Source organism: Streptomyces sp. CB02414, from assembly GCF_001905385.1.
Taxonomy (GTDB): domain Bacteria; phylum Actinomycetota; class Actinomycetes; order Streptomycetales; family Streptomycetaceae; genus Streptomyces.
In genome coordinates this window covers 483,821-509,690 of the sequence record NZ_LIPF01000007.1, presented here as the reverse complement: position 1 = coordinate 509,690, position 25,870 = coordinate 483,821, and the positions used below count along the sequence as shown (strand labels likewise).

25 protein-coding genes and 1 pseudogene are annotated in these 25,870 nt (G+C 73.6%); 15 read left to right on the top strand and 11 right to left on the bottom strand.

Translation table 11 applies throughout. The annotated features are described in order from the left end of the window. Positions 1-170 precede the first annotated feature (170 nt). Positions 171-1,259 (top strand): ABC transporter permease, encoded by a 1,089-nt coding sequence (locus tag AMK11_RS24740; protein WP_073730210.1) that lies wholly within the window; start codon positions 171-173, stop codon positions 1,257-1,259. Continuing rightward, a complete protein-coding gene (locus tag AMK11_RS24735) occupies positions 1,256-1,936 on the top strand; it encodes an ABC transporter ATP-binding protein (protein WP_073730209.1) in 681 nt (226 codons plus the stop codon). Before AMK11_RS24740 ends, AMK11_RS24735 begins: the two co-directional genes overlap by 4 nt. Before the next feature lie 10 nt (positions 1,937-1,946). Here AMK11_RS24735 and AMK11_RS24730 read toward each other — a convergent pair whose 3' ends face one another. Next, positions 1,947-2,372 (bottom strand): hypothetical protein, encoded by a 426-nt coding sequence (locus AMK11_RS24730; protein ID WP_073730208.1) that lies wholly within the window; start codon positions 2,370-2,372, stop codon positions 1,947-1,949. Positions 2,373-2,470: 98 nt separating this feature from the next. On the opposite strand from AMK11_RS24730, the gene nsrR reads away from it, so the two are divergent. Both nsrR and AMK11_RS24720 read left to right on the top strand, forming a co-directional pair. After that, positions 2,471-2,917 (top strand): nitric oxide-sensing transcriptional repressor NsrR, encoded by a 447-nt coding sequence (gene nsrR / locus AMK11_RS24725; RefSeq protein WP_073730207.1) that lies wholly within the window; start codon positions 2,471-2,473, stop codon positions 2,915-2,917. Between the two features lie 89 nt (positions 2,918-3,006). Next, positions 3,007-4,203, top strand: coding sequence for a globin domain-containing protein (locus AMK11_RS24720; RefSeq protein ID WP_073730206.1), 1,197 nt, complete (start codon positions 3,007-3,009; stop codon positions 4,201-4,203). Positions 4,204-4,228: 25 nt separating this feature from the next. On the opposite strand, the gene AMK11_RS24715 is transcribed toward AMK11_RS24720, so the two are convergent. Next, positions 4,229-4,579 carry a hypothetical protein gene (locus AMK11_RS24715; protein ID WP_073730205.1) on the bottom strand — a complete coding sequence of 117 codons (351 nt, stop codon included), beginning with the start codon at positions 4,577-4,579 and terminating at the stop codon, positions 4,229-4,231. Positions 4,580-4,736: 157 nt separating this feature from the next. On the opposite strand from AMK11_RS24715, the gene AMK11_RS24710 reads away from it, so the two are divergent. Beyond that, a complete protein-coding gene (locus AMK11_RS24710; protein ID WP_073730204.1) occupies positions 4,737-5,420 on the top strand; it encodes an adenosylcobinamide amidohydrolase in 684 nt (227 codons plus the stop codon). A gap of 9 nt (positions 5,421-5,429) precedes the next feature. On the opposite strand, the gene AMK11_RS24705 is transcribed toward AMK11_RS24710, so the two are convergent. Beyond that, positions 5,430-5,693 (bottom strand): hypothetical protein, encoded by a 264-nt coding sequence (locus AMK11_RS24705; RefSeq protein ID WP_241847070.1) that lies wholly within the window; start codon positions 5,691-5,693, stop codon positions 5,430-5,432. Between the two features lie 53 nt (positions 5,694-5,746). Continuing rightward, positions 5,747-6,427, bottom strand: a complete 681-nt coding sequence (gene snpA, locus AMK11_RS24700; RefSeq protein ID WP_073730203.1) for a snapalysin — start codon at positions 6,425-6,427, stop codon at positions 5,747-5,749. A gap of 230 nt (positions 6,428-6,657) precedes the next feature. Between snpA and AMK11_RS24695 the strand changes: the two genes are divergently transcribed. Together AMK11_RS24695 and AMK11_RS24690 are read left to right on the top strand one after the other, a co-directional pair. Continuing rightward, the gene (locus tag AMK11_RS24695; RefSeq protein WP_073730202.1) at positions 6,658-7,647 is read left to right on the top strand and encodes a LysR family transcriptional regulator; all 990 of its coding nucleotides are present in this window, start codon (positions 6,658-6,660) and stop codon (positions 7,645-7,647) included. 74 nt (positions 7,648-7,721) lie between these two features. Then, entirely contained in the window at positions 7,722-8,483 is a 762-nt protein-coding gene (locus tag AMK11_RS24690) for a PepSY domain-containing protein (protein WP_073730201.1), read from the top strand. A gap of 92 nt (positions 8,484-8,575) precedes the next feature. Here AMK11_RS24690 and AMK11_RS24685 read toward each other — a convergent pair whose 3' ends face one another. From AMK11_RS24685 to mdlC, 3 genes are all read right to left on the bottom strand, one after another. Beyond that, complete coding sequence (locus AMK11_RS24685; RefSeq protein WP_073730200.1) at positions 8,576-9,826, bottom strand: MFS transporter; 1,251 nt, start codon at positions 9,824-9,826, stop codon at positions 8,576-8,578. A 95-nt stretch (positions 9,827-9,921) separates the two neighbouring features. Beyond that, positions 9,922-11,376 carry a benzaldehyde dehydrogenase gene (locus tag AMK11_RS24680; protein WP_073730199.1) on the bottom strand — a complete coding sequence of 485 codons (1,455 nt, stop codon included), beginning with the start codon at positions 11,374-11,376 and terminating at the stop codon, positions 9,922-9,924. A 43-nt stretch (positions 11,377-11,419) separates the two neighbouring features. Next, on the bottom strand, positions 11,420-13,000 hold the full coding sequence (gene mdlC / locus AMK11_RS24675; protein WP_073730198.1) for a benzoylformate decarboxylase: 1,581 nt from the start codon (positions 12,998-13,000) through the stop codon (positions 11,420-11,422). 94 nt (positions 13,001-13,094) lie between these two features. Here mdlC and AMK11_RS24670 point away from each other — a divergent pair, with 94 nt between their 5' ends. Next, positions 13,095-14,033 (top strand): LysR family transcriptional regulator, encoded by a 939-nt coding sequence (locus tag AMK11_RS24670; protein ID WP_073730197.1) that lies wholly within the window; start codon positions 13,095-13,097, stop codon positions 14,031-14,033. A gap of 17 nt (positions 14,034-14,050) precedes the next feature. Here AMK11_RS24670 and AMK11_RS24665 read toward each other — a convergent pair whose 3' ends face one another. Beyond that, the gene (locus AMK11_RS24665; protein ID WP_073730196.1) at positions 14,051-14,875 is read right to left on the bottom strand and encodes an SAM-dependent methyltransferase; all 825 of its coding nucleotides are present in this window, start codon (positions 14,873-14,875) and stop codon (positions 14,051-14,053) included. A 122-nt stretch (positions 14,876-14,997) separates the two neighbouring features. Here AMK11_RS24665 and AMK11_RS24660 point away from each other — a divergent pair, with 122 nt between their 5' ends. Together AMK11_RS24660 and pgm are read left to right on the top strand one after the other, a co-directional pair. Further along, positions 14,998-15,381 carry a hypothetical protein gene (locus tag AMK11_RS24660; protein ID WP_198941449.1) on the top strand — a complete coding sequence of 128 codons (384 nt, stop codon included), beginning with the start codon at positions 14,998-15,000 and terminating at the stop codon, positions 15,379-15,381. Between the two features lie 420 nt (positions 15,382-15,801). After that, positions 15,802-17,442: a phosphoglucomutase (alpha-D-glucose-1,6-bisphosphate-dependent) gene (gene pgm, locus AMK11_RS24655; protein ID WP_073730194.1), complete on the top strand. Its 1,641-nt coding sequence runs from the start codon at positions 15,802-15,804 to the stop codon at positions 17,440-17,442. Positions 17,443-17,465: 23 nt separating this feature from the next. On the opposite strand, the gene AMK11_RS24650 is transcribed toward pgm, so the two are convergent. Both AMK11_RS24650 and AMK11_RS24645 read right to left on the bottom strand, forming a co-directional pair. After that, on the bottom strand, positions 17,466-18,671 hold the full coding sequence (locus AMK11_RS24650; RefSeq protein WP_073730345.1) for a cytochrome P450: 1,206 nt from the start codon (positions 18,669-18,671) through the stop codon (positions 17,466-17,468). Between the two features lie 132 nt (positions 18,672-18,803). Next, positions 18,804-19,754, bottom strand: a pseudogene (locus tag AMK11_RS24645) (LysR family transcriptional regulator); the annotation flags it as partial. A gap of 102 nt (positions 19,755-19,856) precedes the next feature. On the opposite strand from AMK11_RS24645, the gene AMK11_RS24640 reads away from it, so the two are divergent. Further along, positions 19,857-20,327, top strand: a complete 471-nt coding sequence (locus AMK11_RS24640; RefSeq protein ID WP_073730193.1) for an ATP-binding protein — start codon at positions 19,857-19,859, stop codon at positions 20,325-20,327. A gap of 36 nt (positions 20,328-20,363) precedes the next feature. Here AMK11_RS24640 and AMK11_RS24635 read toward each other — a convergent pair whose 3' ends face one another. After that, positions 20,364-21,071, bottom strand: a complete 708-nt coding sequence (locus AMK11_RS24635; protein WP_073730192.1) for a hypothetical protein — start codon at positions 21,069-21,071, stop codon at positions 20,364-20,366. Between the two features lie 130 nt (positions 21,072-21,201). On the opposite strand from AMK11_RS24635, the gene AMK11_RS24630 reads away from it, so the two are divergent. From AMK11_RS24630 to AMK11_RS24615, 4 genes are all read left to right on the top strand, one after another. Next, complete coding sequence (locus AMK11_RS24630; RefSeq protein ID WP_198941448.1) at positions 21,202-23,097, top strand: SpoIIE family protein phosphatase; 1,896 nt, start codon at positions 21,202-21,204, stop codon at positions 23,095-23,097. A gap of 171 nt (positions 23,098-23,268) precedes the next feature. Beyond that, entirely contained in the window at positions 23,269-23,703 is a 435-nt protein-coding gene (locus AMK11_RS24625) for a hypothetical protein (protein ID WP_073730191.1), read from the top strand. Between the two features lie 136 nt (positions 23,704-23,839). After that, positions 23,840-24,526 (top strand): class F sortase, encoded by a 687-nt coding sequence (locus AMK11_RS24620; RefSeq protein WP_073730190.1) that lies wholly within the window; start codon positions 23,840-23,842, stop codon positions 24,524-24,526. 168 nt (positions 24,527-24,694) lie between these two features. Further along, positions 24,695-25,837 carry a SchA/CurD-like domain-containing protein gene (locus AMK11_RS24615; protein WP_073730189.1) on the top strand — a complete coding sequence of 381 codons (1,143 nt, stop codon included), beginning with the start codon at positions 24,695-24,697 and terminating at the stop codon, positions 25,835-25,837. Positions 25,838-25,870: the final 33 nt, after the last annotated feature.

Here is a 25,870-nt window from a genome sequence, read left to right as displayed (position 1 = left end):
CGGGGCCGGGCATCTGCCGAAAGTTGCAAGTCCCACCGCACCCTTCGGCTCCGGAAGTGCCCGCCCAGGAGCGATGCCCTCAGGGCCGCCGAACGGCGACGGTGGACTCCTCGCCGGTACTCCGGCGGTTGTTCCACCCTCCCACCGTTGTCGAAAGGCCGGGCGAAGACGTGTTTGTCGCCTTGAGAGACCTGACGTTCGCCAAGGGGCGCTTCGCCCTGATGGGCGGCGTCGTCGTACTGATCACCCTGCTGGTCGGACTGCTGTCCGGCCTCACCGCCGGCCTGGCCCGGGAGAACATCTCCGCCGTCACGTCCCTGCCCGCCGGCCGGATCGCCTTCGCCGCACCGAGCGACGGCCAGGACCTGTCGTACGCGAACTCCTCCGTGACCGAGGACCAGTGGCGCCGGTGGGCCCAGGCGCCCGGCGTCCGCAGCGCCGAGCCGCTGGGCATCACCACCACCCGGGCCACCGCGGGCGACCGCAGCACCGGCGTGTCCGTCTTCGGCGTCGAGCCCGGCTCGGGCCTGGTGCCCGGCGGCGGCCGCGTCGACGACCGTACGGTACTGATGCCGGACTCGGTGGCCGAGGAACTCGGGGTGCGCGAGGGCGGCACCGTGGCGCTCGCCGGCCGGCGGCTGACCGTCGCCGTCACCGGCCACGACGTCTCCTTCAGCCATACGCCCGTGGTGTGGACGAGCCTCAGCACATGGCAGTCCGTCGCCCCGCCCACCGGCGGCGCCGACGGGCCCGCCGCGACGGTGATCGCCCTCGACACCGCCTCCGGTGCCGACCTCGCGGCGACGGACCGCGCGGCGGGCACCGAGACCGTGACCAAGGACGAGTCGCTCTCCGCGATCGGCTCGTACACCTCCGAGAACGGCTCGCTGCAGCTGATGCGCGGCTTCCTCTTCGCCATCTCGGCCCTGGTGATCGGTGCCTTCTTCACCGTGTGGACGATCCAGCGCGGCGCTGACATCGCGGTGCTGAAGGCACTGGGCGCCACCACCGGCGCCCTGCTGCGCGACGCGCTCGGCCAGGCCGTCGTGCTGCTGGCCGGCGGCACCCTCGTGGGTACCGCCGCCGCGGTCGCGATCGGCGCCGCGGTGTCCGGCTCGGCCGTCCCCTTCGTCCTCACCCCCGCCACCGTCCTCGTCCCCGCCGCCGTGATGATCCTGCTCGGCGGCCTCGGGGCGGGCCTCGCCGTCCGCCGTATCACCTCCGTCGACCCGCTGACCGCCCTGGGGAGCGCCCGATGAGCCTGCGCCTGACCGACATCACCCTCACCTACCCCGACGGCGACAGCCGGCTGACCGCCCTCGACCGCGTCACCCTGGAGGTCCCGAGTGGCCGCCTGACCGCCGTCATCGGGCCCTCCGGCTCCGGCAAGTCCAGCCTGCTGGCCGTGGCCGCGACCCTCATCACGCCCGACTCCGGCACGGTCACCGTGGACGGCGCCGACACCACCGGGATGAGCCGCGCGGAACTGACCGACCTGCGCCGGCACCGGATCGGCATCGTCTTCCAGCAGCCCAACCTGCTGCCGTCCCTGACCGCGGCCGAGCAACTCCAGGTGATGGCCCACATCGACGGGCGCCGGGCGCGCGCCGCCCGGGGCCGGGCGCTGGACCTCCTCGACGCGGTCGGCCTGGCGGACCGGGCCGACCGCCGCCCCCACCAGCTCTCCGGCGGCCAGCGCCAGCGCGTCAACATCGCCCGCGCCCTGATGAACGACCCCGGTGTGCTGCTCGTCGACGAACCCACCAGCGCCCTCGACCACGAGCGGGGCGCCGCCGTCCTCGGCCTGATCACCCGCCTCACCCGGGAGCGCGGCACGGCCACCGTGCTGGTCACCCACGACCACGCCCATCTGGCCGCGGCCGACCGGGTCACCGAGGTGCACGACGGCCGCCTCGGCCTGCCCACCGCGGCTTGATGACGCGGGCTCAGGCGCCGCCGGGACGCAGCCGCCCGGCGGCGTCCGGCGGCTGGATCCGCATGCCGGGGCGCCGCCGGTGCACGGTCAGGTACGTCACGCCGTCCGGGCCCGCGGCGACGCCCCGTGCCGAGCCGTGGGGCAGCCAGGTGAGGGCGCCCGCCCGCAGCGGGCGCTCGCCGTCGGCGCGGACGAGGTCCGCCGTTCCGTCCAGGACCAGCAGCAGGACGTCGAGGTCCGGCTCGGTGTGCGTGCCGACCCGTCCGCCCGCCGGGACGCGGACGACGTTGGCGTCGAGCTGCCGCCCCGGCTCGGCGAGCCTCCACAGGGCGCCGGCCGCCGCGTCGTCGCCGAGCGACAGGAGCTCCGCCGTGTCGCACAGGACCCGGGGGAGGGGAGTGCCGTCCGCCGGGGAGCCGTCGTCGTCCGCTGCCATCCGAAGTCACCCTCCTCGCGCGTCCCGTGACGCGTTCCACAAGATCATGGCCCCCAGTGAATGCGAATCTAACATGCGCATTTGATAGCGTCCGGGCTGTGCGGCTGACGAAGTTCACCGACCTGGCGCTGCGTTCGGTCATGCGCCTGGCGGTCGTGAAAGACGGCGATGACCCGCTGACCACCCGTGAGGTGGCCGAGGTCATGGGCGTGCCGTACACGCACGTGGCCAAGGCCGTCACCCGTCTCCAGCACCTCGGTGTCGTGGAGGCGCGACGCGGCCGGGGCGGCGGTCTGACTCTGACCGGCCCGGGGCGGCAGGCCTCCGTGGGCCGGCTGGTGCGCGAACTCGAAGGGGACGGCGAGGTGGTCGCCTGCGAGGACGACCCGCCCTGCCCGCTGCGCGCGGCCTGCCGGCTGCGCAGGGCGCTGCGGGACGCCCAGGAGGCCTTCTACGCCTCGCTCGACCCGTTGACCGTCGCCGACCTGGTGGCCTCGCCCACCGGCCCGGTCCTGATCGGCCTGACGGACCGCCCCTCGGGGTGAGCGCCGGTCTGTCGTCGCAGGCCGGTCGGCCCGTCTCGACGTAGGCCTGCTTCAAAACACGAATATCATCTACCAATTAAGGAGTCGCTGTGCTCTCCGAACAGTCGGTCCCCGTGGTCCGTGCGTCCCTCCCGGCGGTGGGAGCGGCCATAGGTGACATCACCACGCTGTTCTACCGGAAGCTGTTCGACGCCCACCCCGAGCTGCTGCGGGACTTGTTCAACCGCGGGAACCAGGCCAGCGGGGAGCAGCAGCGGGCCCTGGCCGGCTCCATCGCCGCGTTCGCCGGCATGCTGCTGGAGAGCCCCGACGCCCGCCCGGACGCGCTGCTCTCCCGGATCGCGCACAAGCACGCCTCCCTCGGTATCACCTCCGACCAGTACAAGATCGTCCACCGCCATCTGTTCGCCGCGATCGCGGAGGTGCTCGGCGACGCCGTCACCCCGGAGGTCGCCGCGGCCTGGGACGAGGTGTACTGGCTGATGGCCAACGCGCTCGTGGCCGTCGAGAGCCGTCTCTACCAGGAGGCGGGCGTCGCCGAGGGTGAGGTCTGGCGCCCCATGGAGATCACCGGACGGCGCGAGGAGACCCCCGACGCGGTCTCCCTGGTACTGCGGCCCGCCGACGGCCGCCCGACGCGGCCGTTCCTTCCCGGCCAGTACGTCAGCGTGCGGTCCTCGCTGCCCGACGGCTCCCGGCAGATCCGCCAGTACAGCCTGTCCGCGGCACCGGGCCGGACCGACTGGCGGATCACCGTCAAACGCGTCCAGGGCGACGGACGGCCCGAGGGTGAGGTCTCCTCCTGGCTCCACACGCACGCCCGTCCGGGCGACGTCCTCACCGTCTCCGCGCCCTTCGGCGACCTGGCGCTCGCGGAGGACGACGGCCCCCTGCTGCTCGCCTCGGCCGGAATCGGCGTCACCCCCGTACTGGCCATGCTGGACCACCTGGCGGCCACCGGCTCCACCCGCCCGGTGACCGTCGTCCACGCCGACCGGAGCCCCGCCGACCACCCCCACCGGCAGGAACACCTCGACCTCGTACGGGCACTGCCCGGCGCCCGGCTCCACCTGTGGTACGAGGAGCCCGGCGACGCGGCACCGGAGGCGGCGGCCGGCCGCGCCGACGTCACGGGCCTCGAACTGCCCCCGGGCCTCACCGCCTACCTGTGCGGACCGGTGCCCTTCATGCGCGCCGTCCGGGGCGACCTGCTGCGCCGCGGGGTGCCGGCCGAGGCCGTCCACTACGAGGTCTTCGGCCCCGACCTCTGGCTCGGGCAGCCGTAGGAGGCCGAGGACCCGCGCCGGGGCCTCAGGCCGCCGCGGTGAACGCGGTGGAGATGGCGGTGTCGACCCGTGCGTGCACCACCAGTCGCGGGCCGGAGGCGTCGGCGTTGTCGTCCAGCAGCCGCCGGACGGGCGCGCTGTGCGTGACGACGCTCATCAGCACACCGAGGCGGCCGCACCACTGATGGGCCCGGAGCACCGCACTGACCGCGGCGGGACCGCCGGCCCGGTCGGTGAGGACGATGACGACGGGCGTCGGCTTGTGCGCGTCGACCAGGTTGGTGATGTGCGTGGTCAGCGCGGCGCGCCCGTCGATTCCCGGGTCCTGGTCCAGCGTGATGACCAGGACCCCATGCTCCAGGGTGTGGGACAGCATCGTGGCCTCCGATCCGACGCCTCGTGGCGAAGTTGTGTCCAGTGAAAGTGCCCAGGACGGGGTCCGCAATGCGCCCGCCCGGCACCGCCCCGTCCGGGCGACCGGAGCCGAGTACGATCGTCCGGTTCACCCCGACCGTCCCGAGGAGTCCCGACCGGTGCCCGCCCTGCTGCCCCAGCCCCGTACCGGAGTCCGTCTGCCGGCCCCGGAGTGCCTGACGCGAGTGGAGGACGGCGAACGGCTGCACGCCCTGCTCTGGCGCCTGGGACCGGGCTGGCGCACGGTCAGCAGCGCCGTCCTGGGCGGCGGGATCACCGAGAGCGAGTGGGTGCTCAACGCCCAGGTGGCGCACGGCTACCGGCGTACCGACCCCGCCCGGCACCTGGCCGGCCTGGCGCGTGACGCCGGCGTCCGGGGGCCGGGGGTGGGCCTGATGACGGCCGCCGACGTGTCGGCCCACGCCGGTGCGCGGGACGGCGGTGCGCGGGCCGTGGTGACCGCGGGCATCTCGGTGCGCGGGTGGGCGGCCTCGCCCGAGGCGGGCGCCCCCGGGGTCGCCGCGCCGGGGACGATCAACATCGTCGCCGCGCTCCCGGTCGCGCTGACCGACGCCGCCCTGGTCAACGCGGTGATGACGGCCACGGAGGCCAAGGTGCAGGCGCTGCTGGACGCGGGCCTCGACTGCTCCGGCACTCCCACGGACGCCGTGTGCGTCGCCGCCCGCACCCCTCGGGACGATGCCGAGCTCCACTCCTTCGCCGGCCCCCGCTCCGAGTGGGGAGCCAGGCTCGCCCGCGCCGTCCACCGGGCCGTGCTCGGCGCGCTGCCCGACCGCCCCTGACGGGACCCGCTACCACGACGTCCGGCGCCGCACCGCGAGCGTCCGCAGGGCCGGCGCCCCGGCGAGCAGCACCCAGGCCACCGCGCAGTAGGCCCACGCGGTCCCGCCCCGCGCGACACCCACGGCACTCCACACGGCCCACAGCGCGAGCACCACGCACGGCGCCGTCCAGGCGATGTCGGCGACCCGGGTGCGCAGTTGGGCGCGCTGGCGGGTGCCCGGGTACCCCGGGGCCCGTTGCCCGGGCGGCTGCCCGGGCGGAGGCAGGCGCACGCGAACGGGGGCGGCCCGGCCGGGCCGCCCCCTTCGACCGTCCGTGCGGACGCTCAGCGCTGCGAGGTCTTCTGCAGCGCCTTGTCGAGCGCGGCCTTGAAGCCGTAGGCCCACAGCTGGTTGACCCGGCCGCGCTCGGCCGAGTTCGGGTAGGCGTTGGTGCAGGACGGGCCGGGGCCGCCGCCCGACATCAGCTCGCTGCACGGGCCGGAGTAGTGGTCGGGCAGACCGAGCACGTGCCCGGTCTCGTGGGCGGTCACGCGGGTCGAGTCGTACACCTGGTTCTGCCGGTAGTCGAGGAAGATGTAGCCGTTGCCGTGTCCGTCCGTGGACGCGTACGAGCCGCGCGAGTCGTTGCCCTCGTAGTACGCGAAGTCCGCGCCCGAGCTTCTCTCCGCGAGCCGCACGTTGGACACCGAGCTGTTCCATATCTGGGTGGAGCGGGCTATCTGGGTGCGGAAGCTGGGCGCGTTGGAGGCGCTGTAGTAGACGGTCACGGCCGCCGTCGAGGACGGGTTGGCGGCGCGCTTCTCGGCGACGGACTTGATGACCGCCTCGAAGAACGCCCGGTTCGCGGCGGCGTCCTCGCCCGATCCGGCGGCGGGCTGGTAGCCGAGCTGGGCGGCCTTGGCCGGCGCCTGGGGAGCGGCGACGGTCGCGGCCGGGGCGCCGAGCACGGCCGCCGTCAGACCGAGCCCGACGGTGGTGGCGAGCAGGGGCATGCTGATGCGCATCGATGACTCCTTGTGTGGGGGAGTGGGGAGAGAAGTCGTCACCGGTGAGTGTGGAGCGCCCATGGACCCGCTGTGATGATGGCAACCGGTGATAGGGCGGGGCTATCACCACCGGACGCCACCACCGAACGGCGTCCCGGAACCAGCTTCGACCGGAGTGCAGAACTCGCCCTGGTCCGCCGCGTTTTGTTCACCTGGCGCAACCAACTGTTCCGCTTTACGCTCCCTGCATGGAGCTCGAGGTGAGGCACCTACGCGCACTGTGCGCCATCGCCGACGCCGGCAGCCTGCACCGGGCGGCACGCCAACTGGGCGTCGCCCAGCCCACTTTGAGCACGCAGCTGGCCCGGATCGAACAGGCCCTGGGCGGGCCGCTGTTCGTCCGCGAGCGAACCGGCTGCCGCCCCACCCCGCTCGGCCGGTCGGTGCTCGGGCGGGCCCGCCCGCTCCTCACCGACATGAGCACCCTGGTCCGCGAGGCCCGCGCCGCCGCGGCCGGCGGCGACAGCCGGCTGCGCGTCGGCTCCACCGCCAGCCGCGCGCTGGCCGGCTGGCTGCGCCGGCTCAGACGCCCCGGCCTGGAACCCACCCTCCAGATGGACGTCTCCGCCAACGCCCTGCTGCGCCGGGTCACCGAGGGGCAGCTCGACGTCGCCTTCGTGCACGAGGTCGAGGGCAGCCCGCTGCGCGTCCCCGAGGGCCTGCGGCTGCGGGTCCTCGTGGAGCGTGAACCGCAGTTCGTCATGCTGCCCGCCGATCACCCGGCGGCCGGCCGGCCCGTCGTCCGCCTCGCCGATCTCGCCGAGGACCGCTGGATGGTCGACCCGACCGTCGACGGCGAGTGGGACGGAGTGCACCGCATGCTGCGCGCCGTCGGGCTCAACCCCCGTGTCCTGCACGGCGATTACCACACGGCCGCGTCCCTCGTCGCCACCGGCGAGGTCGTCACCGTCTGCCAGCCCAGCTCCCAGTCCCGCCCCGACATGGCGGTACGGCGCCTGCACGGCGACCCCCTCGGCGTACGCCTGCTGCTGGCCGCCCGCACCCGGGCCGAACTGGAGGCCGTCTATCCGGCGCTGGAGGAGGCGTACTGGGAGGTGGCCCGCCAGTCCACCGCCTACCGGGAGTGGCTGGAAGGCTCCGGCTCCCGCCCCGGCGCCCCGTTCACGCCCGGAGCCCGTACCGCAACGGACCGGGCGGTGTTCGTACCGGCTCGCTGAGTCATATCGGCCATTGCGGTGGTTTCCATTCGAAACCGGTATGACAAGACGGTCATAAGGCTACGGAGAGGTGTATGAGCTCTGTGCGACGTCTCCCGCCTCTTCGTTCGATGGCCGTCATCTGCGCGCTGGGCAGCTCGGTGCTGCTGATGACCGGCTGCACGAACGCCGACACGACACGCTCCAGTGTCGCCGAGGCGGCCCAGACCACCCCTGCCACCGACACCGCCTCCCCGACCGGTACCAGTACCGGCACGACCTCTCCCTCCCCCTCTCCTTCCGAGTCCATGACCGATGACCAGGCCGAGCGCAAGGCCCTCGTCCCGATGGCCGAGGTCACCTGGGACAAGGCGGCCGACACGGCCGTCAAGGAGGTCCCCGACAGCAAGCTCGTCGACCTCGAACTCAAACGCACCTCCGCCGAGGCCACCGCGTCCACCGGTTCGCCCAGCCCGAGCATGCCCAACCCGGCCCCCAGCCAGGGCGCTCCCGAATGGGAGGCCAAGGTCGCCACCGCCGACGGCACCGTGCACCGGATCGACATCGACGCCGTCTCCGGCAAGGTCTTCCGCACCCAGGCCGAGGACCAGGACGCGGACGACAAGCAGCAGCTGGCCGACCTGCTGAAGAAGGCCACCCAGACGCCCGAGCAGGCGGTGAAGGCGGCCACCGACAAGGTCAAGGGCACCGTGACCCACGTCGAGCTCGACGAGAACGACGACCAGAAGGCCGTCTGGTCCGTCGACGTGGTCTCGACCGACAACTGGAACAAGACGACCCTGGACGTCGACGCGACGAACGGCAAGATCCTGCGCGAGCACGTGGACCGCGACTGAGCGCCGCGCACGTCACCGCGAGAAGTACCTGACGACGAGGGGAGCAGCCGGGTGACTCACCCGGCTGCTCCCCTCGTGCGTGTCCGCGGACCTCAGGCGGCCGGTTCGACGGCCTTCACCCCCGCGTCCGCCGCCGTGCGCGGCAGGGTGAGCACGGCCAGGAACCCGAGGACCGCCACCGCGGCGAAGAAGTAGAAGCCCCACGGGTGCCCGACCCCGGACGAGACGAGCGCCCCGGTGATCGACGGGCCCACGATCGAGCCGATCCGGCCGATCCCGGACGCCGAACCGAGCGCCGTGCTCCGCACGGAGGCCGGGTAGTACGCCGTCACGTAGGCGTAGACGAGCACCATGGCCGAGAAGACGAACACGCCGGTGAAGAAGACGACGACGTTGAGCATCAGGTCGCTCTCCATCTTGATGCTCAGGCAGGCCAGCATGAGCACCGAGACCGCGAACCAGACCATGGTGGTGCCCTTGATGCCCCGCCGGTCGGCGACGAACCCGCCGAGCACCAGCCCGACGACACCGCCGATGTTGAGCACGAGGAGCTGGGTGACGGCCGTGGGCACGGGGTAGCCGGCGTCGTTCATCAGCTTCGGCAGCCAGGTGTTGAGACCGTAGACCAGCAGCAGCCCCATGAACGACGCGACCCAGATGCCGATGCCCGCCCGCAGGTACGCGGGCTTGAGCAGCTCGGTGAACGGCACCCGCTGCTCCCCGTCCCGCTTGGCCCGGACGAAGGCCTCCGACTCCGGCAGCCTGAACCACTGGACGGCGGCGACCAAGAGGCCCACGACGCCGAGCAGGTAGAAGAGGATCTCCCAGTTGTCGGTCACCTGGAGCGCGAGCAGCGAGGTGATCACCGCACCGGTGTGGTAGCCGGTCATGGTCAGTGTGCTCGCCCGCGCCCGGCGGCCGGCGGGCATGTGCTCGGCCATCATCGTGAGCGACACGGGCATGCAGGCGCCGAGCCCGAGTCCGGCGACGAGGCGCAGCGCGGCGAACATCCAGACGGAGGTCGCGAGCGGCACCACGATGGTGAAGACCGAGAACAGCACCACCGAGCCGATGAGCAGCCGGCGGCGGCCCAGCCGGTCGGCGAGCGGCCCGACGCAGACCGCGCCGATGGCGACGCCCACGAGCGAGAGCGTCGCGATGGTGGTGGCGTCACCCGCGGTCATGCCGAGGTGGTGGGTCTTGAGCAGGGTGGGGATGATGGCGCCGAGGACGACGAGGTCGTAGCCCTCCAGCAGGACGGTGATCCAGCACAGGATCACCGTCCACGCGCTGCCGGTGCGGCCTGTTCGCGCGGGCGCGCCGGACGTGGTGGCGGAAGCCATGATGAGTCTCCCCCCGGGGACGGGTGTGAGTGAGCGGAGCCGGAGCCGGGACGGCCGGGGCGGCCGTCCCGGCCGGAAACTAGGGGCCGGACGGATCAGAACGGGTAGTCGGCGATGTCCGGGCGGACCGTGACCCACTGGGTCTCGGTGAACGCCTCGATGTTGGCCGTGGCGCCGCCGAAACGGGAGCCGGTGCCGGAGGCCTTGACCCCGCCGAACGGGGCGCCCGGCTCGTCGCTCACCGTCTGCTCGTTGATGTGGACCTTGCCCGAGTCGATCCGGTCGGCGAGCTTCATCGCCGGCCCGACGTCCCCGAGGATGCCGACCGACAGCCCGTACTCGCAGTCGTTGACGATCCGCGCGGCCTCCTCCAGCGTCGAGAAGGAGATGACGGGGGCGACGGGACCGAAGATCTCCTCGCGCCAGGCCGGCATCTCGGTCGTCAGGCCGGTGAGCACCGTCGCCCGGTAACCCGCGCCCGCGATCTCGCCGCCGGCGGCGATCTTCGCGCCCGCCGCGACGCTGTCGGTGACGATGCCGTGCACCCGCTCCAGCTGGCGGCGGTCGATGATCGGGCCGAGCGCCACGTCCTCGCGGGCCGGGTCGCCGACCGGCAGTGCCTCGGCCTTCGCGGCGAGCGCGGCGGTGTACTCCTCCACCAGCGACTCGTGCACGATGTGCCGGCCGGTCGTCATGCAGATCTGCCCCTGGTGCAGGTACGAGCCGAACGCCCCCGCGGAGGCCGCCTTCGGCACGTCCGCGCCCGGCAGCACCACCAGCGCGTTGTTCCCGCCCAGCTCCAGGTGGGCCCGCTTGAGCAGCCGCCCGGCCTGCTCGCCGATGACCCGCCCGACCGGCGTGGACCCGGTGAAGGAGATCACCCGGACCTCCGGGGCCTCGACGACCGCCCGGCCGACCGCGCCGTCGCCCGGCAGCAGGTGCAGGACACCGGCGGGGAGCCCGGCCTCCTCGAAGATCCGGGCGATGACGACGCCGCCGCTGACCGCGGTGCGCGGGTCCGGCTTGAGCAGCACGGCGTTGCCCAGGGCGAGCGCCGGGGCCACCGAGCGCAGGCCGAGGATGAGCGGGAAGTTGAAGGGGGCGATCACGCTCACCACACCGGCCGGGCGGCGGCGGGCGAGCGACCAGCGAGCTTCCTCGGAGGTGAGCACCTCGCCCTGCGGGTGCGTCGGCAGGCCCGCGCACTCGAAGCACTCGCCGATCGCCAGCCCCACCTCGAAGCCGGCCTTGGAGCGCACCGAGCCGGCCTCGCGCACCAGCCAGTCCTCGATCTCGGCGGCGTGCTCGGTGAACAGTTCGCCCGCGCGGCGCAGCACGGCGGCCCGCCGCTGGGGCGGGGTCGCCGCCCACTCCCGCTGGGCCTCGGCGGCCCGCGCGGCGGCACGGCCCGCGTCCCCGGCAGTGGCGAGCCCCACCGAACCGAGCCGTTCACCGGTCGCCGGCTCGGTCACCGGGTGCTCGGCGGGGGAGTCCTGCCAGCCGTCGCTGAAGAACTTCCGGCCCCAGACGTCGCTGTCCAGGAATGTCATCGTCTTCCCCTTCTCTCGGGACTTCTGCGGAACCAGTCGTGTGTCAGGAGGGCGTGGTGAGGGCGGTGTCCACCTGGATCAGGCGAGGGTGGTCGGGCCGCTCGGCGAGTACGGCGCGCAACTCCTCGGCCCCGCCGACGTGCTGGGCGCGCACCCCGTACCCCTCCGCGACGCGGGTGAAGTCCAGCCCGGGGATGTCCAGTCCGGGCGCGTCCGGCACCCCGAGCAGTCCGCCGAACCAGCGCAGCGCCCCGTAGGTGCCGTTGCGCAGCAGCACGATCGTCAGCGGCACCCGGTGCTGCGCGGCCGTCCACAGGGCGGTGATGCCGTAGTTGGCCGAGCCGTCCCCGATGACACCGGCGACCGGCCGGCCCGGCTGGGCCATGGCGACGCCGACGGCGCCGGGCAGGCCGAAGCCGAGCCCGCCGGCCGCCGGGAAGTAGTACGAGCCCTGGCGGCGCAGGTCCATCTGGCGCCACCACGCGGAGTTGGTCGACGTGGACTCGACCACGTACGCGGTGTCCCCGGGCAGTTCGTCGCGGAGCGCGGCGAAGACCTGCTCGGGGTGGAGCGCCGCTTCGTCGGTGATGAGCGGCTCGGGCGCCGGCCGGTAGGGGCCCGAGGGCTCGCCGGGCGCGTCGAGGGACTCCAGCAGCAGGTCGATGACGGCACCGGGGTCGGCGACCAGCGCCTCGCCCATCGGTGCCCGCGCGGCGGCCGACGCGTCCTCGGTCACCTGGATCAGCCGCGTGCCCTCGGGCAGGTAACGGCCGGGCAGGTACTCGTGGTAGCGGAACACCGGCGCGCCCAGCACCAGGACGAGGTCGTGCCCCTCGAAGGCCTCGGAGACGGGCGCGATCCCGGCGGGCAGCACGCCCCGGAACTGCGGGTGCCGGTTCGGGAAGGGCAGCCGGAACTGCGACGGCGCCGCCCACACCGGACCGCCCAGCCGCTCCGCCAGCCGGACCGCGTCGTCGAACAGGCCGGCCGAGTCGATGTCCCCGCCGAGCACGAGCGCCGGGCGCCTGGCGGCGGCGACCTGCTCGGCCAGCCGGCGGCCCTGCTCGCCGCCGGGTACCGAGGCGCGCTCGACCCGGCGGCCGAGCACCGCCAGGGCGTTGTCGTCGACCTCGGCCGACCAGTCGTCGTACGGCACGGACAGGTACGTCGGGCGCCGCTGGAGCCGTGCCTCGAAGACGGCCTGCGCGAGCGCCCGCGGCACGTCCTGGGCGCACGCCGGTTCCGCCGCCCAGCCGACCAGCGGCTTCATCAGGGACTGCGCGTCGACGCTGGCCAGGTTGGCCTCCGGCCCGATGGCGGGCCGCACCTGCTGGCCGGCCAGCACCACGAGCGGCGTGCGGGAGGCCACGGCGTTCGTCAGCGCCCCCATGGCGTTGCCCGATCCGGAGGCGGCGTGCAGGTTGACCAGGACCGGACACCCGGACGCCTGGGCGTAGCCGTCCGCCATGCCGACGACCGCGCCCTCGTGCAGACCGAGGACGTAGCGGAAGGTGTCGGGCAGGTCGGCGAGGAAGGGCAGCTCGTTGGAGCCCGGGTTGCCGAAGACGGTGGTGAGGCCCTGACGCTCCAGGAAATCGTGGGAGACACGACGCACGGATGGCACGGACGTTCCTTTCGCAGTGATGTCCGACACGCTAAGGACCCCGCGACATGGGCACCAATAGATGTTTCGGCAACCCGATATAGAGTCGCTCTATATGGGCACCTTCGACCTCAACCTGGCCCGCGTCTTCGTCCTGCTGTACGAGACCGGCAGCGTCACGGCCACCGCGGAGACGCTCCACGTCACCCAGCCCACCGTCAGCTACAGCCTGGGCAAGCTCCGGCGGCACTTCGACGACGAACTCTTCCGCCGCAACGGGCGCGGACTGACGCCCACGGCCGGTGCCCGGCGGCTGTACGAGCCCCTCCAGCGCGCCCTCGCGGAGATCGACGGAACGGTCCGCCAGGGCGACGCCTTCGACCCCGCCACCATGTCGGGCCGCTTCACCATCGCCCTCTCCGACCTCGGGGAGGCGACCCTGCTGCCGAGGCTGCTGGCCGCCGCGCGCGAGCGGGCGCCGGGGGCCTCGTTCACGGTCCGCCCGTTCGACGTGGAGGACGCCGAGGGCCAGCTGCGCCGCGGCGACCTCGACGTGTTCGTGGCGACCCCGGTGATCACCTCGCACCTGACCGTGCGCGTCCCGCTCTTCCGCGAGCGCTACGTCCTCATGGTCGCCGCCGACCATCCCCGGATCCGGGGCGACGAGGTCACGCTGCCGGACCTCGCGGCCGAGCACCACGCGACGGTCTTCGGGCCGAGCGGACACGTCGCGCCCCGGGCGGTGCTGGCGGCCCACGGACTCCTGGAGCGGGTGGCCGTGGACGCCACCCGCTTCTCGATGCTGCCGTACCTGCTGGAGCAGACCGACCTGATCGCGATCGTCCCCGAGTACGTCGGGGAGGTCTTCACCGCCTCCCACCGGGTGCGCCTGGTGCGGCTGCCCTTCGAGACCGAGCCGATCGAGATCGCCCTGTACGCACGGCACGAGTCCTCGCGCAGCCCGGCGCAGCGGTGGCTGGTGCAGTTCATGGCCCAGGTGCTGGGCGAGCAGGTGAGCCCGGCCCAGCTCCCGCCGACCGCGGCGGTGACGTAGCGGTCACCGTCCGGACGTCACGCCTTGCGGCCCACTCCGCCGAACATGGCGACCTCCGCGGGGAGTTCGCCGTCACCGGACTCCGGGCGCCAGCGGTTGCAGGAGACCACGCCGGGCTCCAGCAGCTCCAGCCCGTCGAAGAAACGGGCCACGGCGTCAGGGGCGCGCTGCGTCAGCCTCGGCGTGCCGTTCTCGTTCCAGAAGGCCACGGCCGCGTCGACGTCGGGCATGTCCGGCCGGGTGACGGTGTGCGACAGCACCAGGTGACTGCCCCTGGGCAGCGCGTCGACCAGCCGCCGCACGATCCCGTAGGCCTCCTCGTCCTCCTCGACGAAGATGACCACGCCCAGCAGCACCAGCGCCACGGGCTCGCTCAGGTCCAGCGTGCGCGAGGCGTGCTCGAGAATCCGGTCGACGTTGCGCAGGTCCTCGTCGAGGTAGTCGGTGCGGCCCTCGGGCGCGCTGGTGAGCAGCGCCTCGGCGTGGGCCAGGACGATCGGGTCGTTGTCGACGTAGACGATGCGGGACTCGGGCGCGATGCGCTGGGCGACCTCGTGGGTGTTGTCCGCCGAGGGCAGCCCCGTACCGATGTCGAGGAACTGCCGGATGCCGCACTCACCCGCGAGATGACCCACCGCGCGCCCCAGGAAGAGGCGGTCGGCGAGGGCGTAGTCCCCGATCCCGGGGTGCAGCCGGCGTATCTGGTCGCCCGCCTGCTGGTCGACCGGGTAGTTGTCCTTCCCGCCCAGCCAGTAGTTCCAGATGCGGGCCGTGTGCGGCTGGTCCGTCCTGATCCGGCTGCGCGCTTCGTTCACGGCGTTCACGGCGGGCGACTCGGGCATGGAAGGTCCTCCGGTGCTGGTGCTGGCTGGGTGATCACTCAAGGACCAACGTAGCCCGCCGAGTTGGCGCCCGCCGGAACACGTACGTGTTTGCCGCGGCGGCGAGAGGCAAAGCGGAGTCCATGAGCGATCCGAACAAGGACACGAGCCAGAAACGCACCACCACCCGGACCGCCGAGGTCAAGGCATCCGGCGTCGCGGACAAGGCCGGTGACACGGCGTCAGCGGCCAGGGCGGGCGCCCGGCGTTCGGCCGAGGCCGCGAACGGTGCCGTGCAGACGGCGGCCAAGGGCGTCGCGGCCGGCCGGCAGGCGGTCGTCACCACCTCGGGCCAGATGGCGACCAAGGCGAAGACGGCGTGGACGGTCATCGCCCACCGCAAGCTGGTCGCCGCGGGCGTGGGCGCCGGCGTCACCGCGCTCAGCGCCGCCTCGTACGCGGTGGGCCGTCGCGCGGGACGTCACAGCCACGGGCCCCTCACGCGGCTCACCGGCGGCAGGATCTGACGCCTGCCGGACGTCCCCGTCGTCGACGGTCGCGGCGGTCCGGGCGCGCGCCGGTGTCGCCGCCCGGACCCCCCTTCCGCACTCCGGCCGGCGGCCGTCGCGCCCCCCGCGCGGGCGTGGGCGTCACCGCGCTCGGCGCCGCCTCGTACGCGGTGGGCCATCGCGTGGGGCGTCACAGCCACGGGCCCCTCACGCGGCTCACCGGCGACCGGATCTGACGTCTGCCGGACGTCCCCGTCGTCGACGGTCGCGCCGACACCGCCGCCCGGAACCGGCCCTTCCGCACCTCGGCCGACGGCTGCCGCGCCTCCGCCCCGGTCACGCGTTCACCGCAACCCCGGCCCTCACCTCGGGTGCCGCTCCCCGGACAGGGGAAGATGGGTCCGCGAGCGATTGCCCGACGAGCGGAGGAGTGGGCGCATGCAGCACGACCGAGCCGGGAAGCCGGCCGGCCCCGAGGACCTGATCGACGTCGCCAGGCTGGTGACGGCGTACTACACCGTGCACCCGGACCCGGCGGAGCCCGGCCAGCGCGTGGCCTTCGGCACCTCCGGCCACCGGGGGTCGTCCCTGGCGGCCGCGTTCAACGAGGCCCACATCGCGGCCACCAGCCAGGCCATCTGCGAGTACCGCGCCGCACAGGGCACCGACGGCCCGCTCTTCCTGGGCGCCGACACCCACGCCCTGTCCGAGCCGGCCAGGATCACCGCGCTGGAGGTGTTCGCGGCCAACGACGTGGCCGTCCTGATCGACACCGCGGACGGCTACACCCCCACCCCCGCGGTCTCCCACGCCATCCTCACCCACAACCGGGGCCGCACCTCGGGCCTCGCCGACGGCGTGGTCGTCACCCCCTCGCACAACCCGCCCTCCGACGGCGGGTTCAAGTACAACCCGCCGAACGGCGGCCCGGCCGGCTCCGACGCCACCTCCTGGATCCAGGACCGCGCCAACGAGATCATCGCCGCCGGGCTCAAGGACGTACGACGCGTCCCGTACGCCCGGGCCCTCGCCGCGCCCGGCACCGGCCGCCACGACTTCCTCGGCGCCTACGTCGGTGACCTGCCGAGCGTCCTCGACCTCGACGCGATCCGGTCGGCGGGCGTGCGGATCGGTGCCGACCCGCTCGGCGGAGCCTCCGTCGCGTACTGGGACCGCATCGCCGAGCAGCACCGCCTCGACCTGACGGTGGTCAACCCGCTCACCGACCCCACCTGGCGGTTCATGACGCTGGACTGGGACGGCAAGATCCGGATGGACTGCTCGTCGCCGCACGCGATGGCCTCGCTCATCGAACAGCGCGACCGCTTCACCATCGCCACCGGCAACGACGCGGACGCCGACCGGCACGGCATCGTCACCCCCGACGCCGGGCTGATGAACCCGAACCACTACCTCGCCACGGCCATCGCCTACCTCTACGCCCACCGCACCGAGTGGCCCGCCGACGCCGGCGTGGGCAAGACGCTGGTCTCCTCCGGCATGATCGACCGGGTCGCCGCCGACCTCGGACGCCCGCTCGTGGAGGTACCCGTCGGCTTCAAGTGGTTCGTGGACGGACTGGTCGGCGGCACGCTCGGCTTCGGCGGCGAGGAGTCCGCCGGCGCCTCCTTCCTGCGCCGGGACGGTTCGGTCTGGACGACGGACAAGGACGGCATCATCCTGGCCCTCCTCGCCTCCGAGGTCACCGCCGTCACCGGGAAGACGCCGTCCGAGCACTACGCGGCCCTCACCGCCCGCTTCGGCGAACCCGCCTACGCCCGCATCGACGCCCCGGCCACCCGCGAGGAGAAGGCCCGCCTGGCCAAGCTGTCCCCGGCCCAGGTCACCGCCGACACCCTCGCCGGGGAGCCCGTCACGGCGGTGCTCACCGAGGCCCCGGGCAACGGGGCGGCCATCGGCGGCATCAAGGTGACCACCGAGAACGCCTGGTTCGCGGCCCGGCCCTCCGGCACCGAGGACGTCTACAAGATCTACGGGGAGTCGTTCCTCGGCGCGGACCACCTCCGGCAGGTGCAGGACGAGGCCAAGCTCGTCGTCCTGGGCGCGCTGGGCGACTGACGCCGTGCCCCGGCCCGGGCCGGTCAGCCGTGACCGGCCCGGGGGAGCGCCACGGTCAGCCCGCGGATCTCATAGCCGCCGATCGCCTCCTGGAAGGCGACGCGCGGTTCCCCGCTCATGCGGACCCCGTCCAGGGCGAACAGGCGGCTGAGGAAGACGTCCGTCTCCAGCAGGGCGATGTGCGCCCCGGGGCACCGGTGCGGGCCGTCGCCGAAGGCGAGCCCCGCGCCGACCTCCCCGGCGCGGCCGGGCCGGACCCGCAGCGGCTCCTCGCCCACCGCCGCCGGGTCGGTGTTGGCGTCGTCCAGCAGGAGGGCGACGTGCTCGCCGGGGCGCACGGTCACCGCCCCGCCCGGACAGGGCAGCTCGACCGGCTCGATCGCCCGCCGGCGCAACCGCCCGATCACGGGCTCCAGCCGCAGCAGCTCCCGCAGGACGGCCAGGCGCCCCGCCTCGTCCGCCGCTCGGTAGTGGGCGAGCAGTTCGGCGTCGGAGAACAGGTGCCAGGCGGCCAGACAGACGAACTCGCGCGTGGTGACCATGCCGGCCGCGGCGAACGTCAGGCACTCACCGAGGATCTCCGCGTCCGAGCAGCCCTCCGCGATCAGGTGGGAGATCAGGTCGTCGTGCTCGCGGCGACGGTGCGCGCGGATGGCGGGCCGGACGTCGGCCAGGTGGATGCGGAGCCAGTTGGCGTTCTGCCGCAGCAGCCAGTACAGGCCCCGCGCGCTGGTCAGGCCGGGCTCGCCGAACTCCTCGGGGAAGAACCGCTCCAGCCTGCGGCGGATGCCGGGCCGGCCGTACCGCAGCCCGACGACCTCGCTCACCACGCCGATGGCCAGCTCGAAGGCCAGGTCGGCGAGCGGGGACTCGCCCGCCGCGCGGAGCACGTCCAGCTGCTCCCCGGCGATGCGGACCATCAGGTCGCGGTAGTGCTCGTCGACCCGCCGGGGAGTGAAGAAGCGCGCGGTCTGCCGACGGTGCTCCCGGTGTTCGGGGCCGTCCCGGTAGAGCACCGGCCGGCGCACGCGCGGCGGCAGCTTCTCCACCGTCTCGACGCCGAGACCGGCCTGTACGGTGCCGGGTCCGCGCAGCAGCGCACGCGCGACCTCGTAATCGTGCACCTGCCATGTCCCGTCCGCCGCGCGGCTGACCGGGCAGGCGGGCCGGGGCCGTCCCCGGTCGGCCTTCCGCGAGGACCGCGCCGCTTCGTGTCCGCCGTGCACCAGGATCCCCTCCCCGTCCCGGCCCCGTACGGTCCCTTCGACCGCGCGGCCGGCCGGCGTCCTGACAGGATCAGTCAGACACCCGGCCCCTGAACACCCCCCGGAACCCGCCGAGCCGGCGGCGGGTCTCGAATCCGGCGGGCGGGAGCGCAGCGCCCACGCCGGCGCCCAGACCTCCCCGTCCGGGGGGCCGGTCGGCCGGGAGGCGAGGTGGGCCCGCAGCGCCGCCAGTGCGGGGTGCGGGTTGTCGGCGTGCCGGAGCAGGGAGTGCGGGTACACGGGCGTCGGGTCGCGCAGCGGGATGCGCCGCAGACCGTGCACGGCGGGCCGGACGAGCGGTGTCCGGTCGCTGAGGAAGGTCGCCACCGCCGGGGACCCGGCGATCGTGTCGAGCATGTCCTCGACGCCGAAGTTCGGCCCCACGGCGTCGATGGTGAACCCGAACGCGGCGGCGAGGGCGTCGTAGTAGGCCGTCCACTCGGCGCCGGGCACGTTCCCCGGCATCCAGACGCGATGACCGGCGAGCTGGGCGGGGCTGATCTCCCGTGCGGCCGCCAACGCGTGGGCGGGCCCGGTGACCAGATGGAGCGGCTCGTCGAACAGGGGCGTGGCCTCGATGCCGTCCGGCAGCTCGAACCTCGGCATGGTGACGCAGCGGAAGGACGCGTCGACCGCCCCCGACCGGATGGCGGTGACCGCCGCCCGCACGTCGGGGAGGGTGACGACGTCGAGGGCGACACCGGGACGGGCCCGGTGGAAGTCGCGCAGCACGCCGGCCGTGGCGGCCCGTCTGCCGATCACGTCGACCCGCAGCGGGCGGCCGCCGGGCCGTACGGAGGACAGGGCCTGTTCCTCGGCGTCGAGCAGCGCACGCGCGTGCGGGAGGAACGCCTGTCCGTCCACGGTGAGCCGCACCCCTCGTGCGGTGCGGGTGAACAACGGCACGCCCAGGCTCTTCTCCAGGGCGGCGACACGCTTGGACACCGCCTGCTGGGTCACCGCCAGCCGGTCGGCGGCGATCTGCAGCTGCCCCGCCTCCGCGGCGGTGACGAACGTGCGCACGGCGAGGAGATCCACGCCCGCCATCCTAAGAGGCCCGCACGGCTGGTGGCCGCGGGCCGATGTTTCCCGGATCCGGGGGTAGACGGGCTGGCGTGACGGTCAAGGCTCAGGAAGAGGGCGGATCGAATGAACGGGGCTGTCCAGAACGGGAACCGGCCGAGAGAAGCGCCGGTCAGGGTTTCGGCGGAGTACGAGGGCACGCCCGGCGACATCGCCCGGGGCCGGGAGCTGGCCCGCGCCTTCCTGACCCGCGTGCGGGCCACGCGGGACCGTCCGGTGCCCGACCGCGCGGTGGACCTGGTGCAGCTCGTGGTCAGCGAGCTGCTGACGAACGCCTGCAAGTACGCGCCCGGCCCGTCGCTCGTCGACCTGGAGCTGGCCGAGGACCGGGTGGAGGTCACGGTGTGGGACAGCGATCCGGTGCTGCCGGTGGCCGAGGGCGCCGACCCCGACCGGGTCGGGCGGCACGGACTGGAGATCGTCATGGCCGTCTGCCAGAGCTTCGAGGTGCGTCGCGAGCCCGTCGGCAAGCGCATGAGGGCCGCGGTGCGGCTCGCCGACGACCGGAACGGCACGGCCCTCGGCCACGCGTCCTGACCACCCCGGTCCCGTACTACCCGACGGCCCGGCGCCTCACCCGGTCGCCTTCCGCGCGTCGATGACCTCGGCCGGGTCCGGCGCCTTGATGTCCAGCGGCTCGTCGAAGGCGGTGAAGGACGTGGTCGTTTTGTAGTCGGCGCCCTTGTAGACCACCTTGAGCAGGTGGGGCTCGCCCTCCGTGGCGACGTGGAAGGTGTAGATCCCGCCGGTGCCCCCGTCGCCTCCGTCGTCGGTCACGGTCAGCTCGACGGCCGCCCGGCCCGAGACGGGGCCGCTCTTCCCCTTCTTCACCTCACCGAACGACGTGAAGGGCCGCGTGCAGGAAGAGAGTCCGTCGCCGGGCTGTGCCGAGTCGGCGGGCACCTTGATCCACATCCGCTGCTCGCCGGTGACACCGCCGGGCTTCCACTTCTCCAGATAGGCGCGGTCGGGACGGACGTAGTCGGTCTCGCCCATCCGGATCTGCTCCAGGCTGCCGCCCTCGGAGAAGGCGGTCCTGCCGGAGCACCGGCTGTCGAGGTCGGTCACGAGCCGGCTGGTCACCGTACCGCCCTTCGCGGCGGCGCTCGTGGAGTCGATCCGTACGGACTCCAGTGCCCGCATCGTGGCGTTGGCGTCCTCGAGCAGCTCGTCGGCGGACTTCGTCTCCCCGGCGTCGCCGGCGCCGCACCCCGCCGTGAGAGCCCCCGCCAGCAGACAGCTCAGCACGGCCGTCGCCGCGGTCGTGGTCCTGGTCCGCACACACCCCTCCGAGGTACAAGATCGGCACCGGAGCCTACCCGATCTCCCTCCTTCGGCCCTCCGGAGCGGTTCACCCGTGCCCGGTGGGGGAACCTGGCGGGACGGACGGCATCGGAAGGCTGTGAGGGTCGTGGCGTCACGCTGGGCGGGCCACCGGGAGGGCGACGGACCGGGGCAGGAGAACGCGGACGACGTTCCGGAGCCCGCCCTCGCCCTCGCCGTGCTGCGGGCCCTGGGCGCCGGCGTCCTCACCCTCGACGCATCGGGCCGGATCACGTCCGCGAACCCGTGGGCCGAGCAACTGCTGGGACGGCCGGAGCGGGACATGATCGGAGGCGACGCGCACGACCTGCTGCACAGGCACGCCGACGGCAGCCCCGTACCGCGAGAGCTGTGCACCCTGCGCAACCCGCTGTCCGGGACGTCGGCCGAGGAGGGCAGCGAGGAGTACTTCCAGCGGGCGGACGGCACCACTGTGCCGATCATCTGGGCGACCACCCCGCTGGTCCGGGACGGCCGACACGACGGACTGGTGCTCGTCTTCCACGACTTCAGCCTGCACCGCAGTGCCACCGAGGAGATCGAGGCGCGCACCGCAGCCCTGGAAGCCTTCACCACTCAGCTGCACCTGGTGGCCGAGATCTCGACGGTCCTCGTCCCCACCGAGCGCACCTCCGTCACCCTCCGCCGTCTCCTGCGGCTGCTGGTGCCCGAACTGGGACAGTGGGCCGCGGCCGACGTCCACCAGGACCGGTCGGAAGTGCTGGAACGGGTCGCCGTCCGCAGCAGCACGCACCCGCACCGGGCGGGACGGCTGAGAGGGCCCGTCACCTCGCTGCCGGACACGGCCCGCGCCGCGCTGAACCGGCTGGTCAACGGCGACCGCCCCGTCCCGCTGAGCGCCGACGAGGTGCGAGACGACCCGCGCCACCCCCTCGCCGCCACGCACCGCGTCCTGTTCGAACGCCTCGGCGGACACTCCGCCGTCGTCGTCCCGCTCCGCACCCGGCAGCGGTCGTACGGGACACTGACCGTGGCACGCGCGGGGGACCACCCGGCCCACTCCGAGGCCGAGATCGCCCTGCTGGCCGACATCGGCCGACGCGTCGGACTGGTACTGGACAACGCCCGGCTCTACCAGGAGCAGCAGAACGTCGCCGTGACCATGCAGCGCCAGCTGCTGACCCCCCTCCCGCAGGTCGACCACGTGCGCATGGCGGCCCGCTACCGGCCCGCCGAGAGCGCGATGGAGGTCGGCGGCGACTGGTACGACGCCTTCCTGCTCTCCGACGGAGTGATGGCCCTGGTCATCGGGGACGTGGTCGGCCACGATCTGCAGGCCGCCGCCCACATGGCCGAGGTCCGCAACATGCTGCGCGCCCTGGCCTGGGACCACCGGGAGCCGCCCAGCGTCATCATGCGGCGCCTGGACGAGGCGGTGACCAACACCAGCGACGCCCCCATGGCGACGCTCGTCTTCGCCCGCATCGAGGGCCCCGAGGGCGGCCCCTGGCAGTTCCACTGGGTCACCGCCGGCCACCCGCCGCCCCTGCTGATCACCGCGGACGGCGCGACCCGCTTCCTGGAGGCGGGGCACGGCCCGCTCATCGGCATGAGCGCCACCCTGCGCCTCGGCCTGAACTGGCCCGACGCGACCGAGGAGCTCCCGCCGGAGAGCATCCTGCTGCTCTACACCGACGGTCTGGTGGAGAGCCGCGACCGTCCGATCGACGCCGGCATGGCCAAGCTCCGCCACCACGCCGGCGTCCTGGCGCGGCGGCTGGAGGAGGAGAGCATCGACGCGTTCTGCGACGAACTGCTCGCCCGGATCGAGCCCCGCGGCGACGACGTCGCCCTGCTGGCCCTGCGCCTGCCCGCCGAGGGTGTCGGTGCCCCCGGCGACACGTCACCGCCGCCCCCGCCCCAGTCCCCGCACAGCGAGGCCACCCCCGACCGGGCCGCGCCGGGCTCGCGCCGGCAGGAGCCCGAGGTCATGGACCCGACCCACGCCGACCCGGACGAGTAGCGGGTTCGGCCGACGGGGCGAGGTCCGCCCACGGATGCACCCGTGCCGTCACCCGCCTGAGCGCCTTGAGTGGTGCTACCGGGACCGCGGGCTGACGGTAATTCACGTCGGGGCCGGGTCAATTCAGCTGACGAAGCACCAGCTGCCCGGTCGTGACGGAAGGAACCTCAGATGCGTTCTGCTCGCATGCTCCTGACCATTGCGGCGGCCTCGGCCGTCCTCGTCCTCGGCGCGCCCGGCGCCTACGCGGCGGCCGCCGGCGACTGGGAGCACGACGATTCTTCCTACAGCAAGGAGCACGACAACGGAGGCAAGCACGACGAACCGCGCGGCGGAATGCACACGGGCGGCGGCGCCCTGGCCGTGGTGAACGAGGGCGACTGGGAGGGCGGCGGCTCCAAGGAGGGCTCGGAGACCCACAAGCAGGACGAGGGCGAGAAGTCCTGGGGCGGCGGCGAGCGGGAGAAGCCGCGCGGCGGCATGCACACCGGAGGCGGCGGGCTGGACACGCCGGCCACGACCGCGGGCGGGCTGGCCGTCCTGGGCGTCGCCGCGACCGGTCTGTACGCGGTCCGACGCAGGAAGTCGGCCGACGGAGTGGCGTGAGCCGTGCCGGGCGCGATAGCGGCCGGGCCGCCACCAGCCAAGCGCGTGGCGGCCCGGCTCGCTTCCCTCCTCGCCCGCCCGCCCCTCGCCCTTCCACCGCCCGCCCTGCTGCCGTGCCCAAGTGAGGTGGTCCTCGATGGCAGTCCCCCCTACTCCGCCCGCCGACGACACACAGGTGCCCGCCGGACAGGGATCCCGCCCGGGCACGATGGTGCTGTGCGCCGTGGCCCTCCTGGTCCTGGCGGTGAGCCTGGTCGGCGGCAACGACACGTCGGCCGACTCCTCGCGGCCGCCCCTCACCCCGCAGCCCGGCGCGTCGGCGGCGTCGGCGCCGTCGGCCCCGTCCAGCGCGGACGACAGTGAGAGGGACCTGCCCCGGTCGAAGCCGGTGCGCCTGCTGATCCCGGAGATCTCCGTCGACGCCCCCTTCACCGGCCTCGCCATCGGCAAGAACGGACAGCTCGAAGCACCCCCGCCGGACGACACCAACCTCGTGGGCTGGTACGCCAAGGGCGCCTCCCCGGGGGAGACGGGCACCTCGATCATCGCCGGGCACGTGGACACCAAGACGTCCGCGGCCGTCTTCGCCCGGCTCTCCGAACTCGACGAGGGCGACGTCTTCCGCGTGGAGCGGGCCGACGGACGCACGGCCTCCTTCGAGGTCGACAGTCTGGAGACGTTCGACAAGGACGACTTCCCCAGCAAGCGCGTGTACGGCGACACCGACCGGGCCGAGGTACGGCTCATCACCTGCGCGGGCGACTACGACCGCAAGGCCAAGGACTACACGGACAACCTCGTGGTCTTCGCCCACCTCACCTGAGACCGCCTCGTCCGAGCCCCCGGTCACCCGCGCAGTGCACACGGGTCGCGCGCCACCAGGGGCGGGCACAGGATCGAGGCACGCCGGCGTCGCACCACCGCGGCCGACGTCACGCTCCACCCCCCGGCGAAGGACCCGTGCAGGACCCGCGAAGGAGATGTGCGCAGGATGACCACCACGCCCACCCCTGCTTCCGAACCGCTGACGCGACAGGTGTCGCACCACGTCTCCCAGTCCGTGTTCGACGGCTCCAGACTCCGGGTCGTCCTGCTGGTCGAGGTCTACGACGGAGCCCAGCAGCAGTTCCTCGAGACGTACGAAAGTCTGCGCAGCCACGTCGAGTCCGTGCCCGGGCACCTCGGCGAGCAGCTGTGCCAGTCCATCGAGAACCCCTCGCAGTGGCTCATCACCAGCGAGTGGGAGAGCGCCCCGCCGTTCCTGAACTGGGTGAGCAGCGAGGAGCACGTACGGATGGTGAAGCCGCTGCACAGCTGCGTCCGGGACACCCGGTCGCTCCGCTTCCACGTGGTCCGCGAGACGGGGCACCCCGCGGCGGGCGCCGAGTCCGGCGCCCGGGGCGGGCTCCAGACGTCGCCGCGGATCGGCGACGGAGTCATCCGGCACGCCCTCACCTTCACCGTGAAGCCGGGCAGCGAGGACACGGTCGCCGGGCTCCTCGCCGACTACGCCTCGCCCGAGCCGCGGGTCGACGACACCACGCGCCTGTGCCGCACCTCCCTGTTCCTGCACGGCAACCGGGTGGTACGGGCCATCGAGGTCCGCGGCGACCTGCTCGCGGCTCTGCGGCACGTGGCGGAACAGCCCGAGGTGCGCGCCGTCGAGGAGGCGCTCAACCCGTATCTGGAGCAGGACCGGGACCTCGGTGACCCGGAGTCCGCCCGGGTCTTCTACACCCGGGCGGCCCTGCCCGCCGTGCACCACGTGACGGCGGGCGAGGAGGACCCGGCGGCACGCCGGCACGCGCTGTCCTACCCGGCCCGGCCGGGCTGCGGCATGCGGCTGGCCCAGTTGCTGGCCGAGGCCGACGAGGCGGCGGCGGACGACCCGCGCCGCCCCGTCCTGTGCAGCACCATCTTCCAGCGCGACGACGTCGTCGTGCGGCTGGTCGACGTACGGGGTGAGCTCGGCGACGGAGACCCCGCGGTCGCCCTCGGCCTCGCGGACCCCGCCCGGGTGGCCGAACTGACGACCCTTCTGGACGGCCCCGCGCCCGCGGGCGGCGAGCTCGCCCGGGCGCTCGGCGGAGCCCGCATGGACCTCGTCACCGACCGCCGCGCGCCCGGCGTCTGACCTGGCCCGCACGCACCTCGGCCGCCGGCCCGC

Excerpts from the sequence above, each read along its gene's own strand:
- pgm (WP_073730194.1), top strand. The coding sequence starts at position 15,802 with ATGCAGCACGACCGAGCCGGGAAGCCGGCCGGCCCCGAGGACCTGATC.
- AMK11_RS24625 (WP_073730191.1), top strand. The coding sequence starts at position 23,269 with ATGCGTTCTGCTCGCATGCTCCTGACCATTGCGGCGGCCTCGGCCGTC.
- AMK11_RS24730 (WP_073730208.1), bottom strand. The coding sequence starts at position 2,372 with ATGGCAGCGGACGACGACGGCTCCCCGGCGGACGGCACTCCCCTCCCC.
- AMK11_RS24670 (WP_073730197.1), top strand. The coding sequence starts at position 13,095 with ATGGGCACCTTCGACCTCAACCTGGCCCGCGTCTTCGTCCTGCTGTAC.
- AMK11_RS24680 (WP_073730199.1), bottom strand. The coding sequence starts at position 11,376 with ATGACATTCCTGGACAGCGACGTCTGGGGCCGGAAGTTCTTCAGCGAC.
- AMK11_RS24640 (WP_073730193.1), top strand. The coding sequence starts at position 19,857 with ATGAACGGGGCTGTCCAGAACGGGAACCGGCCGAGAGAAGCGCCGGTC.
- AMK11_RS24690 (WP_073730201.1), top strand. The coding sequence starts at position 7,722 with ATGAGCTCTGTGCGACGTCTCCCGCCTCTTCGTTCGATGGCCGTCATC.
- AMK11_RS24695 (WP_073730202.1), top strand. The coding sequence starts at position 6,658 with ATGGAGCTCGAGGTGAGGCACCTACGCGCACTGTGCGCCATCGCCGAC.
- AMK11_RS24620 (WP_073730190.1), top strand. The coding sequence starts at position 23,840 with ATGGCAGTCCCCCCTACTCCGCCCGCCGACGACACACAGGTGCCCGCC.
- AMK11_RS24735 (WP_073730209.1), top strand. The coding sequence starts at position 1,256 with ATGAGCCTGCGCCTGACCGACATCACCCTCACCTACCCCGACGGCGAC.
- AMK11_RS24685 (WP_073730200.1), bottom strand. The coding sequence starts at position 9,826 with ATGGCTTCCGCCACCACGTCCGGCGCGCCCGCGCGAACAGGCCGCACC.
- AMK11_RS24615 (WP_073730189.1), top strand. The coding sequence starts at position 24,695 with ATGACCACCACGCCCACCCCTGCTTCCGAACCGCTGACGCGACAGGTG.
- AMK11_RS24715 (WP_073730205.1), bottom strand. The coding sequence starts at position 4,579 with ATGCTGTCCCACACCCTGGAGCATGGGGTCCTGGTCATCACGCTGGAC.
- snpA (WP_073730203.1), bottom strand. The coding sequence starts at position 6,427 with ATGCGCATCAGCATGCCCCTGCTCGCCACCACCGTCGGGCTCGGTCTG.
- AMK11_RS24665 (WP_073730196.1), bottom strand. The coding sequence starts at position 14,875 with ATGCCCGAGTCGCCCGCCGTGAACGCCGTGAACGAAGCGCGCAGCCGG.
- AMK11_RS24660 (WP_198941449.1), top strand. The coding sequence starts at position 14,998 with ATGAGCGATCCGAACAAGGACACGAGCCAGAAACGCACCACCACCCGG.